The organism is Psychrilyobacter piezotolerans (assembly GCF_003391055.1).
Classification (GTDB): Bacteria; Fusobacteriota; Fusobacteriia; order Fusobacteriales; family Fusobacteriaceae; genus Psychrilyobacter; species Psychrilyobacter piezotolerans.
This window is the reverse complement of sequence record NZ_QUAJ01000002.1, coordinates 102,257-117,430: the sequence shown is the minus strand read 5'-3', so window position 1 is coordinate 117,430 and position 15,174 is coordinate 102,257. Positions and strand designations below refer to the sequence as shown.

At 33.8% G+C, this 15,174-nt stretch carries 9 protein-coding genes; all 9 read left to right on the top strand.

The window, feature by feature from the left end:
* Positions 1-43 precede the first annotated feature (43 nt).
* The 9 genes from DYH56_RS01865 (at position 44) to DYH56_RS01825 (ending at position 15,152) form a co-directional block, all read left to right on the top strand.
* Positions 44-2,206 (top strand): Tex family protein, encoded by a 2,163-nt coding sequence (locus DYH56_RS01865; protein WP_114641151.1) that lies wholly within the window; start codon positions 44-46, stop codon positions 2,204-2,206.
* A 1-nt stretch (position 2,207) separates the two neighbouring features.
* Entirely contained in the window at positions 2,208-4,580 is a 2,373-nt protein-coding gene (locus DYH56_RS01860) for a sensor histidine kinase (RefSeq protein ID WP_114641150.1), read from the top strand.
* Positions 4,573-7,374 (top strand): isoleucine--tRNA ligase, encoded by a 2,802-nt coding sequence (gene ileS / locus DYH56_RS01855; protein WP_114641149.1) that lies wholly within the window; start codon positions 4,573-4,575, stop codon positions 7,372-7,374. Before DYH56_RS01860 ends, ileS begins: the two co-directional genes overlap by 8 nt.
* A 76-nt stretch (positions 7,375-7,450) precedes the next feature.
* Positions 7,451-7,921: a signal peptidase II gene (lspA, locus tag DYH56_RS01850; protein WP_114641148.1), complete on the top strand. Its 471-nt coding sequence runs from the start codon at positions 7,451-7,453 to the stop codon at positions 7,919-7,921.
* Between the two features lie 66 nt (positions 7,922-7,987).
* Positions 7,988-8,857, top strand: coding sequence for a glycine--tRNA ligase subunit alpha (glyQ, locus tag DYH56_RS01845; RefSeq protein WP_114641147.1), 870 nt, complete (start codon positions 7,988-7,990; stop codon positions 8,855-8,857).
* Between the two features lie 67 nt (positions 8,858-8,924).
* Positions 8,925-11,003 carry a glycine--tRNA ligase subunit beta gene (gene glyS / locus DYH56_RS01840; protein ID WP_114641146.1) on the top strand — a complete coding sequence of 693 codons (2,079 nt, stop codon included), beginning with the start codon at positions 8,925-8,927 and terminating at the stop codon, positions 11,001-11,003.
* Positions 11,004-11,298: 295 nt separating this feature from the next.
* Complete coding sequence (locus DYH56_RS01835) at positions 11,299-12,702, top strand: carbohydrate porin (protein WP_158539013.1); 1,404 nt, start codon at positions 11,299-11,301, stop codon at positions 12,700-12,702.
* Between the two features lie 163 nt (positions 12,703-12,865).
* Positions 12,866-13,855, top strand: coding sequence for a LacI family DNA-binding transcriptional regulator (locus tag DYH56_RS01830; protein ID WP_158539012.1), 990 nt, complete (start codon positions 12,866-12,868; stop codon positions 13,853-13,855).
* A 19-nt stretch (positions 13,856-13,874) separates the two neighbouring features.
* Positions 13,875-15,152, top strand: coding sequence for an ABC transporter substrate-binding protein (locus tag DYH56_RS01825; protein ID WP_114641143.1), 1,278 nt, complete (start codon positions 13,875-13,877; stop codon positions 15,150-15,152).
* The last annotated feature ends 22 nt before the right edge of the window (positions 15,153-15,174 follow it).

Below are 15,174 nucleotides of genomic sequence, written 5' to 3'. Positions count from 1 at the left end.
TGGTATAATTATGAGTAAAAATACGAAGGTAGGTGGAGAATAATTGAATATTAACCAAATAGTAGCTGAAGAGCTGAAAATCAAAGTAGAACAGGTAGAAAATACCATTGGATTATTGGATGAGGGAGCTACTGTTCCTTTTATTTCAAGGTATAGAAAGGAAGTTACGGAAAACTTAGATGAAGTAGTTATAAGAGAGATCTTAGAAAAAACTACTTATATGAGAAACCTGGAGAAGAGAAAAGATGAGGTTATAAAGTTAATAAGTGAACAGGGGAAATTGACAGAAAAATTAAAAACAGCTATTTTAGGAGCTAAAAAACTGCAAAAAGTGGAAGATCTATATCTGCCATATAAAAAGAAAAAGAAGACAAAGGCTGATATAGCTATAGAAAATGGTTTAGAGCCCTTAGCCCTGTATACAAGGAAACTAGGAATTAAATTAAGGGATATAGAGGAAGAAGCAAAAAAATATATCAATGAAAATGTATTAGAGATTAAGGATGCTATAGAAGGAGCTAAATTGATTTTGGCTCAAAATATAAGTGAAAAAGCTAAATACAGGGAAAATATAAGGGAAAGAATGTTAAAATTTGGTGAAGTTAATACAACTTTAATCAAAAAAAATAAGGAATTGGATGAGAAAAAAACATATGAAGACTACTATGAACATGTAGAAAATGTATCTAGAATGCCGTCTCATAGAATATTAGCAGTAAACCGTGGAGAGAAAGAAAAGATCATCTCAGTATCCATAAAATTAAATGATAAAACCAGAGAGATGGTGGAATTTCATCTATTGAGTGAATTCATAAATAGAGATCTGAAAGAATTTTATTTAGACGTAGTAAAAGATGCCTTAAGCAGGCTTATTTTGCCATCTGTAGAAAGAGAAGTCAGAAACATTATGACTGAAAAAGGTGAATTGGATGCTATTAAGATATTCAAAGAAAATCTTAAAAACCTCCTGTTACAACCACCTTTACATGAGAAAAACATCTTAGGTCTGGATCCGGCCTATAGAACAGGGTGTAAAACTGTTGTAATAAATTCAGATGGATTTTACCAGATGGATGACGTATTATACCTGGTAAAGGGGATGCATAATCCAGGGAAATTAGAGGAAGCCAAGAAGAAAATATTGGGATATATACAAAAATATAAGATAGATATCATAGCTATCGGTAACGGGACGGCATCCCGGGAAACAGAAGCCTTTGTAGCTGAACTATTAAAAGAGGTCAAAGAAGATGTGAAATATCTTATTGTAAATGAAGCAGGAGCTTCGGTATATTCTGCATCAAAAATTGCAGCAGAGGAATTTCCTGATTTTGATGTAACGGTGAGGGGAGCTATATCCATAGCCAGAAGAATCCAGGATCCCCTGGCAGAATTAGTGAAGATAGATCCAAAATCTATTGGTGTAGGGATGTATCAGCATGATGTAAACCAGAAGAAATTAGAAGGTTCTTTGGGAGATGTCATAGAGGGAGTAGTAAACTCAGTTGGAATAAATGTAAATACAGCATCTTGGGCATTGCTGGCTTATATATCCGGTGTAAAGAAAAATGTAGCGAAAAATATAGAGGAATATAGAAAGGTGAATGGAAAGTTCACTAGCAGAAAAGAGTTATTAAAGGTTAAGGGATTAGGAGCAAAAGCCTATGAACAGATGGCTGGCTTCTTGATCGTACCTGAAAGTAAAAATCCCCTGGATAATACTATCATCCATCCAGAGTCTTATAAAATAGCCGAAAAGATGTTGAAAAATAATGATACTAGTTTAGCTCAGTATAAGGAAGATTTAGAAGGCGTGAGGTCTAACTTAAAGAGTATGGATTTAGAAGAATTTATAATAAAGGAAGAGGTAGGGAAAGAAACTGCTAAAGATATCTATGAAGCATTGATAAGGGATAGAAGAGACCCTAGAGATGATATACCGAAACCACTTCTAAAATCAGATGTATTGAAAATATCCGATCTAAAAGAGGGGATGGAACTGGAAGGAACTGTAAGAAATGTAGTTAACTTTGGAGCCTTTATCGATATCGGGTTAAAAAATGATGCACTCCTGCATATATCCAAATTTGATAAAAGGGTAGCAGATATGACAAGTGTTCTGGCAGTTGGAGAGATAATCAAGGTAAAGGTAGACAGTATAGACCATAATAGGAATAGGGTAGCGTTAACTAAGAAAGGACTATAAGATGAAACTTAAAAGAGATTCACTGCTTTTTAAAACAATATTATATAACGACCTGTCTATGCTGCTTACCGGCTTAACAATAATAGGATTAGTTGTTATTTTTGTATTCAAAGAATTGGAAAAAAACTTCTCCATCAAAGCTGTAGAAAAATTCCAGGTGATAGAGGATATGCTGGATATAAGAAATACTGAATTTATAAATGAACTTATTAAACTTACTAATTCCAAAGGATTTATAGAAAAAGACCTTTTTACAGCTTCCATTCGGACACCGGAAGAAAATAAAGAAATTTATGAAAATATGAAAAAAGAATTGATCTCTAAAAATTTCAGTCTCTACCATGAATCCAGGCTGACTGTCATAGGAAAAGATGGGTCAATATTGGATGAAAGCGGAATCCATACCGAGGTAAATAATGAGTTTATTAAAAACCTGAGAATTTTGAGAAATAAATTATCTATGACTATAGACTCTGTTATGTATGATGAACTAGAGGATAAATTTTATTATGAAATTGTAGTTCCTGTACAGGAAAGTAAACAGATATATGCTGTCTTGGTGGAAATTCCCTTGGAAAAAAATTATTTTAGAGGGAACAAATATCTTATGGTGGCAGATCACGATGATGTAGAAGATATAGGGTTATATCAGACAAGGGAGCCCTTGCTTTTAAATGCTTTGGAGTTAAACAGATTAAAAAAGGAAAAAGCTAAGTTAATGAAATTAAATGGGAAAGAATATGATGTTAAAAGTTTGACTATTCAAGGGATAGATTATAACATTGTTTCCAGACCGGTATTAAATTCTTTTGGTGAGAAAGTTGGCTATCTGGTACTGAGTTTATCGGAACCAGCATTGACTAAATTTAAAATAGATACCATGTCTTTAATAATATTAGCTACAATAATCTTGATCCTGCTCAATTCATTTATAATAAGTGGAACATTTAAACAGCTTCTTATGCCTTTAGAAGAATTGTCCTTAGCTGTAGATGATATAGCATCGGGAAATTTAGATAGAAATGTAAGGCTCAATGGAACCAGTGAGATAAAACTCTTAAGTCTTGCTACGAAAAAAATGGTAGAAAAATTGAAAAATAACAATTTTATACTAGAGGACCAGAATGAAAAATTAAAGGAGTATATCCATAGGGTGGAGGGAGTAGAAAAACTCCTTCTAGGTGTAAGGAAGGAACCTAGTGACAGGGGGATCATAGACATCATCTTAAAGGGATTTACTTCTGGAGTAGGCTTAAATTACGACAGGGCGATATTTTTCGAATACAGTAATGAAAAAGGCTGTCTGGTAGGTAAAAAAATCAGAAAGAATAGAAATATACTGAAGGAAGATAAGCTGTCTAGTTTTGATCTGAGATACGAAACTATGAAGGAAATAGTTCCATTGATTAAGATAAAAAATGATGATAATTTATTTCATAAAGCCATATCGGAAAAAAAGATTATCTTTGAAAATAGAAGAGGATATAAAATTTATTTAGGCAGCGACCTCCTTATGGGATTTGGTCTGAGTAATTTTATGATCTTACCGATCTTTAATGGGGATAAAAATGTCGGTTGTATTTTAGTGGATAACTATATCTCTGGCAGGAGGATAGAACTTGAAGATGTGGAATTATTCAATGTAATCCTATTAAATGTCGGAATACACTATGAAAACCAGCAGATTGAACTGGAAAAAATAACCAATGAAAGGGATATAGCCATAGGGCGTATGTTTAAAAAGATTATCTATAGGAGAAACAAGGTAATTGAAAAGTATACCCTTATGATGATGAAACTTTATAAAAATGACCAAATAAATGGTGAGGCTTTCAAAGAATTTAGAGATGAAATATGCAATATCAATAGGGAAGACTCGATATTATTTGATTATTCCGATAAAAAGGAGTATAATTTTGAGAAATTAAAAATCAATAAATTTCTCACCGAGGTAGTAGAAAGTTACGTTAGGTGTAATCCAAATAGAGATATTTCTTTATTTTTAGGTGAAGAAGCTAGTTTCTTAGGAGATTCTATAGAACTTACAAAAGCATTTCGCGAGATTATAAATAATGCACTAAATGCAATAAGCGGGGTCATAAATGGTAGGATCAATATAATATCTAAGATAAACCATGAGAATATAACAATAAAAATTCTTGATAACGGATCAGGAATATCTGCAAATGCTTTAGGAGAAAATTTATTTGAACCCTTTGCTAGTGGAAATGAGGAATCGTCCGGACTGGGGCTTGCTATTGCTAATAAGATAATTAGCAGCCACAGAGGGATTATTAAAATAAAATCAAAACTCGGTGAAGGAGCAGAGATAAAAATAATTTTAAATAGATATAAGGAGGATATGAATGTCTGAAGAAAAAAAAGATTATGGAAAAACCCTAAATCTCCCAAAAACAAGTTTTCAAATGAGGGCTAATTTAGCTGGTAAGGAACCTCAAATGTTAAACGTTTGGAGAAAACAAAATATATATGAGAAGAGTTTAAAAGAGGGTGCTAAGCAATTTATATTGCATGATGGGCCTCCCTATGCCAATGGAGATATCCATATAGGACATGCACTAAATAAAATATTAAAAGATATTATATTAAAATATAAAAGGTTACAAGGTTTTGATGCACCGTATGTTCCAGGTTGGGATACACATGGATTACCAATCGAATTTAAGGTTGCAGAGGAATTAGGAGACAAGATAAAGGATATGCACCCTCTAAAAATTAGAGAAAAATGTACTAAATATGCTAAAAAATGGGTAGAAAAGCAAAAAGAAGGGTTCAAAAGACTTGGAATATTAGGTGAATGGGATAACCCTTATTTAACTTTAAATCCAGAATACGAAGCAGAGCAGCTGGAAGTATTCAAAGAATTGTATGAAAACGGGTATATCTTTAAAGGATTAAAGCCAATACATTGGTCACCTGTAAGTAAAACAGCTCTTGCAGAAGCAGAGATAGAGTACCATAATCATAAGTCTCCTACAATGTTCCTTAAGATGGAAGCTAATCCAGACGCATTGGAAGCAATGGATGTAGAGGAAGCTTCATTTGTAATCTGGACGACAACTCCTTGGACAATTCCTGCCAATATGGCAATCTGTCTGAATGAAAAATTTGATTACGGTATCTATAAGACATCTAAAGGAAACTTAATATTAGCTGAGGGTCTTGCAGAGAAAGCATTAGCTGATATGGGAATAGAAGGTGCCGAATTAATCAAGAAATTTAAAGGCGGGGAATTAGAAAAATTAACATATAAGCATCCATTCTTAGATAGAACAGGATTAATTATTTTAGGTGACCACGTAACTTTAGAAGCTGGTACAGGATGTGTACATACAGCACCTGGACATGGTCAGGATGACTATGTAGTAGCTACAAGATACGGTATAGAAGTAATCTGCCCGGTAGACCAGGATGGTCACTTGACAGATGAAGCAGGGGAAAGGTTCTCTGGGATGTTCTATCAAAAAGCAAATAAAGCTATCTTAGCATATATGGAAGAAACAGGTCACCTGTTACATACAGAAGTAATAGAACATTCTTATCCCCATGACTGGAGAAGTAAGACACCGGTAATCTTTAGAGCAACTGAACAGTGGTTTGTAAAGATAGAGGGATCAGATGTTAGAGAAAAAGCATTAAAAGCATTGGAAGATGTGGAGTTTTTACCTGCATGGGGAAGAAACAGATTAACTACCATGATGGAAAACAGACCTGACTGGTGTATCTCCAGACAAAGAACTTGGGGAGTACATATTCCTATTTTCTATAATAACAAGACTGGGGAAGAGATCTTCAACTCTGAAATAGCTGATAAAGTTATTGCGTTAGTTAAAAAAGAGGGATCGGCAGCATGGGTTAAATATTCGGCTGAAGAGTTAATTGGAGAGGAGTTATTGGAAAAATATAACTTAAAAGATATAGAACTTCGTAAAGAAACAAATATTATGGACGTATGGTTTGATTCAGGAGTATCTCATAGAAGTGTATTAAACACTAGAGACTACCTAAGAAGACCTGCAGACCTTTATTTAGAGGGATCGGATCAGCATAGAGGTTGGTTCCAGACTTCACTGTTAACTTCTATTGGTTCTACTGGAGATGCACCTTATAAAACTATCTTGACTCATGGATTTGTAAATGATAAAGATGGTAAAAAGATGTCTAAATCAGTAGGAAATACAGTAGATCCTATGGATATAATAAATACATATGGAGCAGATATCCTAAGATTGTGGTGTGCATCGGTAGACTACAGTGATGATGTAAGAATATCTGACAATGCAATTAAGCAAATTTCTGAATCTTATAGAAGAGTCAGAAATACAGCTAGATATATTTTAGGGAATACCAATGACTTTGATCCTGCAACGGACAAGGTAGCCTATGAAGATTTAACAGAGATAGATAAGTGGGCATTACATAGATTGGAGACGTTAAAAACTAATGTAACAGCTAACTACGATAAATATGAGTTCTATAACTTATTCAACGATATTCATTATTTTGCAGGAATTGAGATGTCAGCATTCTACCTTGATATAATTAAGGATAGGTTGTATGTGGAAAAAACTGATTCAGTTGCAAGAAGATCAGCTCAAACTGTTATGCATGAAGTATTAGCAGCTATGACTAAGATGATTTCGCCTGTGTTATCATTTACAGCAGAAGAAATTTGGGGTAAATTACCAGAGGCAGCTAAAGATACAGATTCAGTATTACTGACATCTTGGTATGAAGCTAACCCTGAATGGATCAATGAGGAATTAGGAACTAAGTGGGATGAAATTTCAAAACTTAGAAAAGAAGTAAATAAAGTATTAGAAAAAGCTAGACAAGGGGAAAATAAAATAATTGGTAATGCATTGGATGCAAAATTAGAGTTACATATAGCCGATGAAAAATTAAAAGCTTTTGTTGAATCTAATAAAGAACTTTTAGAAATGGTATTCTTAGTATCTCAATTTGATATTGTAAATGAAGAGGCAGAAGAATTTACAAAAGCTGAAGAGATAGAAGGATTGAGTTTAAGAGTCAGCCATGCAGCTGGAGAAAAATGTGAAAGATGCTGGAAATACTCTGAAAGCTTAGGAACAGATACAGAATATTCTGATATTTGTCCTAGATGTACAGATGTAATGACAAAATAAGAATTAAGTTATTAGGAGGAGAGAGGATAGATTGAGGTCTTTCCTCTCTCCTCTAAATTAAAACAGGGGGAGCAATATGAGATTAATTATTTTGATTATAGTCCTTTTAGGAATAGACCAATGGACTAAGGAATTGGTAGCTGGGTCTATGTCTGAAGGAGATACTATAGGTATTTTAAATGATTTTTTTCATATAACTTATGTAAAAAATCATGGAGTGGCCTTTGGAATGTTCCAGGGAGAGATAAAAACTATTAGTATAGTGGCTATAATAGCTATATTAGGAATCATATATTTTATGATAAAACAGTTAAAACCTCATGAAGTTATTTCAAAATATGCATATGCATTTATATTGGCAGGTGCTATTGGGAATATGATAGATAGAATATACAGAGGATTTGTAATTGATTTTGCAGATTTTCGAGGGATTTGGAAGTTTGTATTTAATATGGCAGATGTCTGGATTAATATAGGAGTATTTTTACTGGTATTAGAAGTAATTATACTGGAGAAAAGAAAGAAGCAAATAAAAAAGAGAAACTAAAAAAATCAGCATAATCTGTGTCTAAAAAAGTTTTTAGTTTTAAAGAATGAGAAACGGGAGGCAAGAATGAATTTTCAAGATATGATAATGGCGTTACAACAATTTTGGGCATCAAAGGGATGTGTAATAGGAAATCCATACGATATAGAAACAGGTGCAGGAACATTTAATCCTAATACTACACTGATGGCATTAGGACCTGAGCCGTGGAGTACAGCTTATGTAGAACCATCAAGAAGACCAAAAGATGGTAGATATGGCGAAAATCCAAATAGAGTATATCAGCATCATCAATTTCAAGTGATAATGAAACCATCACCACTTAACATTCAAGAACTTTATTTAGATAGTTTAAGAATGCTGGGGATAGATCCATTGAAGCATGATATCAGGTTTGTAGAAGATGACTGGGAATCTCCGACATTAGGTGCATGGGGATTAGGATGGGAAGTATGGTTAGATGGTATGGAGATCACTCAATTTACTTATTTCCAGCAAATAGGAGGAATTGAGCTAGATATTACTCCAGTTGAGATTACTTATGGTTTAGAAAGAATAGCATTATATATTCAAGAAAAAGAGAGTGTATATGATCTGGAATGGGCACCTGGAATCAAATATGGAGATATGAGATTACAGTATGAATATGAGCAGTCAAAATATTCATTTGAGTTAGCTGACTTAGACATGCACTTTAGATGGTTTGATGAGTGTGAAGCTGAAGCTCAGAAAATATTAGATGAAGGACTGGTATTCCCAGCTTACGACCTTGTACTTAGAGGATCCCATATATTTAATGTATTAGATGCCAGAGGAGCTATCTCTGTTACAGAGAGACAGTCTTATATATTAAGAGTTAGAAATATGTCTAAAAGATGTGCTGAAGTATTCTTGCAGGCAAGAAAAGACCTGGGATATCCACTTTTGAAAAAGTAAAAATAAAACCGTGGATCTAAGAAGAGGTTCAGTTGAAAAATTCATAATAAAAAAATAGAGGTGAAAGATGAATATTTTATTAGAAATTGGTATGGAAGAGATACCTGCGAGGTTTTTAAAACCTGCACTAAATGATCTAGAAAAAAATATGAAAACTTATTTAAAAGAAAATAGGATAGTCTTTGAAGAGGTAAAAACATATGGGACTCCTAGAAGATTGATATTATCTATATCGAATCTGGCAGAGAAACAAGAGGATTTAAATATATTAAACCAGGGACCTGCAAAGCACATAGCTTTCGGATCAAATGGTGATCTTACAAAGGCAGGAATGGGATTTGCAAAATCTCAAGGTATAGAAGCTACAGATTTAGAGATAATAGAAACTCCTAAGGGAGAATATATTGCAGCTAAAAAATTTGTAAAAGGAAAAGAGACTCAGACATTATTGCCTGAAGCCCTAAAGGGATTAGTAGAAGGATTGACTTTTCCTAAATCTATGAAGTGGTCAGACAAAAAAATGAAATTTGCCAGACCAATCCAATGGATATTAGCCTTAGCAGACAATGATTTAGTTGAATTTGAAGTGGAAGGATACAAGAGTGGATTAATCTCTAGAGGACATAGATTTTTTGGAGAGAAAGAATTTGCTGTAACTGGTATAGATGATTATTTTACAAAAGTAAGAGCTAACAATGTAATCGTTGATATAGAAGAGAGAAAAAATATGATCGTTGAAATGATCAATAAAAATTGTGCATCAGCAGGGGAAAAAGTAGTTATTGAAAACGAACTTTTAGATGAAGTAACTAACCTTGTAGAATACCCATATCCAATAGTGGGGACATTTAATTCAGAATTTTTAGAAGTACCTCAAGATGTACTTATCATCTCTATGCAGGTACACCAAAGATATTTCCCAATTTTAGATTCAGATGGAAACCTGTTACCTAAATTTGTGGTAGTAAGAAACGGTATAGATGGATCTGAAAATGTAAGGATAGGAAATGAAAAGGTATTATCTGCCAGACTTTCCGATGCAAGATTTTTCTACCAGGAGGATCTTAAAAAACCATTATCTGAAAATGTAGAAAAATTAAAACATGTAGTATTCCAAAAAGATTTGGGGACTATTCACCAAAAATTAGAGAGAAGTAAGAAAATAGCCGAGAAATTAGCTGATATCTTAGGGTTTGAAGGAAATAAATCAGATATATTGAGAACAATTGAATTATCTAAAGCAGACTTAGTTTCTAATATGATTGGAGAAAAAGAATTTACAAAATTGCAAGGATTTATGGGAGCAGAATATGCACTTAGATCTGGAGAAAATGAAAAAGTAGCAAAGGGAATAGAGGAACACTATTACCCTAGATACCAGGGAGATAAACTACCTCAAAATATAGAGGGGGTAATTACAGGGATTTGTGACAGGATAGACACCTTAGTAGGCTGTTTTGGAATAGGACTTATTCCAAGCGGATCAAAAGATCCATTTGCTCTTAGAAGATCGGCACTGGGGATAGTAAATATTATATCTAATTCAAAATTAGATCTATCAATAGATGAACTTGTAAATATCAGTATTGATATTTTGGAATTGGATGGAGTGTTGAAAAAAGAAAAAGAAAAAGTGAAATCTGATGTAATGGAATTTATGAATCAAAGGATAATAAATGTATTATTAGATAAGGGGTATAGAAAAGACTTTATTTTATCTATCTTAGATGTTGAAAATGAAAATTTATTAGAGGTAGAGAAAAAATTATTAACGTTGGAGGAAGTATCTTCTAATGAAAACTTTAATGAATTAGTTTCCCTTCTAAAAAGAGTTGGAAACATCTCTAAAGACTATAAAGGTACAGTAAATATCACTGAAGAACTCCTGAAGGAAGGTGCTGAAAAATCTCTATATAACTTTTATATGGAGTTTATGGGTATATCCGAGGAGATCTTAGGTAAGAATGATTATCTGACTTATTTAAAAACTATCCTTTCTGGAAAAGAAATTATAGATAATTTCTTTGACTCAGTAATGGTAATGGATGAGGATGAGGATATAAAAAACAATAGATTATCACTCTTAACTTCTTTAAATGCAATATTTAACAGGGTAGCAAATTTAAATTTAATAGAGACAAAGTAGTGAAAAGAGGCTGACCCAAAAGGGTTGAGCCTCTTTTTTAATTACTAAATCTAGTTATTGACCGACTAGAGAAACACATTACTTATGAGCCGCCTTCTTTTGTTTTAATTTAATTCTTCTTTGATTTAGAATTTGTTTGTGCAAGAATAGTTTTTAATGTCTTGAAATAAAACTTAAAAAAAGATTAAAGTGCAAAATTAATTTGACTTTTTATAAAAAGTGAATTAAAATAATAATGGAAGCAGAATGAAACGTTTCCAAAATGTTGAGATTTATTAAAAAGGGGGAAGAAAAAATGAAGAAATTAGGTTTTGGGATTGCAGCTTTATTGTTGGCTAGTACAGTAACAATAGCAGCTGAAACAAAGATGGAATCGACTCCAGTAGCGGTGACATCTATAACAATGGATCAATTAGATGAGATGGTAACAAAGAGAGTAGAAGATATTCTAGCAAAAAATGAAGAAAATAAAATAGAAGAAGAGAAAACAGAGGAAAAGAAAACAGAAGATGGTTCTTGGAATGTGTTTGGATACGGAAGAACAACTCTAAGAGCATCTAAAAACAATGATTGGAATACAACGAGTTATGAAGGGCATACTGATAACTTCATGGGAAGATTAGGTGGAGAATCTGAGACAAACTACTTAGAAATAGGTGGATCTAGAAAATGGGTGAAAGAAAATGGTTCTTGGGCTAAAGTTAGTACCAGGGTAGAGTATGGAAATAATTACAGTTATATAGATTCATCATCTCCAGAATCAGACGATGATTCAACACAATTTGAATTGAAAGAACTATTTGTTGAATTAGGAGGTTTAGAATCACTTCCTGATGATTACACTCTATGGGCAGGTAGAAGATATTATAAAAGAATGGCTGGAGCATTTTCAGATGACTTTTTCGTTCAATCATCAGGTGTAGGAATTGGAATAGAAAATCCTAGATGGTCTGCAGCTTTAGTAGGTGTAGATGCTGATGGTACTACAGATAACTCTGCTCCAGATAACTTAGGGAAGAGTGCAAATACGGTTTATAACTTAGACATGAGATATCATGCAGTTGATAACTGGGATTTCCAAGTGAATTTATACGGGGATAATGAAGACAATAAACCGGCAGATAAAGACTCTAATTTTGGATTTGCAACAAGAGCTACTTATAACTTACCGGGATACTACTTTGCAGGGAAAGGATTCTCTAACGCATCTCTTATATATGGAAAAGGGTTAGCAGGAGGAGCAGCAGGGGTGAATTTTGGTGACTGGGTACCTACAGATATAAGTGATGATGCTCAAATGGTAAGATTTAACACACTTGGAGTATGGGATATCAATGAAAAATGGAGTATGGGTACAGAGATTAATATTCTTTTAGGAAACGAGGATAATCCATGGGCTCCAGATGGACTTAAAGCAGGAATTATAGCAAGACCTCAATACGTAGTTAATGATAACTTTAAGATTATATTTGAAGGATCTTACGGGAAAAGAGACTTTGATGTTGACTGGGGTGGATATGAAAGCTATGATCTAGTTTCAGGAACAATAGCTCCAACTTTCACTGTTGATTCAGGATTCTGGGGAAGACCGGAAATCAGAACTTTTATAAGTTGTATAAAAGATGTAAGTGGTGGAGAAAAAGCTAATGGAGAAGATACAGAAATATTAATAGGTACACAGGCAGAATTCTGGTTCTAATATTTTTTTAGGTTAAATTTGGAATCGATTCAAGTGCTTTAAAGATGAAAATAAGGGCAAAAATTTCTTTCCCCCGGAAAAAAAGCTCTCTAATTTCTTAAATAAGTTGTTGAAAAAAGAAAATTAGTTTAAAATGGAAACAAATGATTTATGGGGGGGGAAGATGGCTAAATATACAATTAAAGATATAGCTAAGATGGCAGGAGTGGGAGTAGGAACCGTTTCTAGGGTGATAAACAATCATCCAAGTGTAAAGGAAGCGACAAAAGATAAAGTGTTGAAGATAATAGAAGAGGTAAACTATAAACCCAATGAATTAGCCAGAGATCTAAAAAGAAAAAAAAATAATGTGATAGGGATATTGATTACCGGGTATCCCAATCCATTCTTTGATGATGTTATAGGTGGAATAGACAGGGAGTTAAGAAAAGAAAATTTAACTTCCCTGGTCCACTATACAGAATTAGAAGATTTTCAGGTAGCCGTGTCAACATTGATAGATTATGAGGTAAAAGGAATAATCTACTTAGGAGGGAAATCTAAAGATAATCTCACAGGGATAAAGGTTCCGCTGGTACTGGCTTCTACAACAATAGAAAATTCGTGTTCAGATAAATTTCATATGGTAAGTATAAATAATAGAAAAGCTGCCTATGAATCTGTAAAATTTTTGATAGGGAAAGGGTGTAAAAAAATAGGAATCATTATTTCAAACTATGAAGATGAACTGGCCCTTGAAAGGATAAAAGGATATAAGGATGCTATAGGGGAAGCAGAATTAGATTATGAAATTATATGTGAAGGTGAATATACCGCTAAAGGCGGGTATGAAGGTGCCAAAAAGATGTTTTTACAGGAGAAACCAGATGCAATATTTGCCATATCCGATCTCATGGCCATAGGAGCTGCGAGATATATATTAGAAAATGGATATAAGATTCCGGAAGATATTTCTATAATTGGATTTGACGGGATAGAGGAGAGTAAATATTACTATCCGTCCATAACTACAATTGAACAGCCGAGAAAATTGATGGGTGAGATGGCAGCTAAATTACTTATAGGCGATGTAAAAGGTGAGAAAGATAAAAAAATAAAAAAACAGGATATTTGCTTAAAAGTCCATATGATAGAAAGGGAGAGTACAAAATAAAATTATCAGGGGGGGAAATATGAAAAATTATATGAAGGGGTTAATGGTCGGAGGAGCGATGCTTCTTACAGCTTGCGGCGGTGGAACAGAGCAAAAAGAGGAAAAAACAGTAGTGGATATATTTCAATTTAAGGTAGAGATAGCAGAACAGTTTGATGAATTATCCCAAATATATATGGAAACCCACCCTAATATAGAGATAAATATAGAAACCGTAGGTGGTGGAGATGACTATGGTGCGTCACTTCGTGCTAAGATGGCATCAGGGAACGAACCTGTTATATTTAATGTGGGAGGACCTCAGGACGTCTATGACTGGCAGGATAAATTAGTGGATCTATCGGATGTGGAATTAGCAGGACAGGCATTTGACGGGGCTTTAAGCGGGGCAACATTGGATGGGAAGGCATATGGATTACCATTTACTCAAGAAGGATATGGATTTATATATAACAAGGAATTGTTAAAAAAAGCCGGGTTAGATGCAAAGACTATTACTAGTTATGAATCTTTAGAAGCTGCTGTTAAGATGCTGGATTCTAAAAAAGATGAATTAGGATTGGAAGCTGTATTTGCAACTGCAGGAAAAGAAACTTGGGTAACAGGATTACATTATTCAAATGTAGGCTTATCACAAGAGTTTGGAAGTGTATTTGAAGCATATAATGCTAAAGCAGTGGAGTTTACATATTCTGACGGGATGAAACAATTATTTGATCTGCAGATAGACTATGGTAGAAAACCGATAAATGCAACTGATTATTCTACCCAGGTAGAAAGATTATTCTCTATGGGGAAAGTAGCTATGACCCAGCAAGGGAATTGGGCATTTGGATCGATCAAAGGGATAGATGAAGAGTTGGCACAAAATATAGGGTTCTTACCTATGCCAATTGTAGGAGCTAAAGAAAATGTATTGCCAGTGGGGATACCAATGTACTGGACTGTAAATAAAGACTCAAGTGATGCTCAAATAAAAGCAGCTAAAGAGTTTTTAAACTGGGTATATACATCTGAAACAGGAAAAGACTATGTAATCAATAAATTTAATTTTATACCGCCATATGAAGGATTTGAAGGGGATAATCTACAGCCAAAAGATCCATTGGCTAAAGATATCATGGCATTTTCAAAAGCTGGGAATACCATCCCTTGGGTATTTATGGGATATCCTACAGGATGGGGAATGGAGACATTAGGAGTAGAATTTCAAAAATATATAGATGGGCAGATCACTTGGGATGAGGTTTTAGAAACGGCTAAATCTTCATGGACTCAGAGTAGAAAAGAAAAGTAAAATATAATCAATAAAAAAAAGG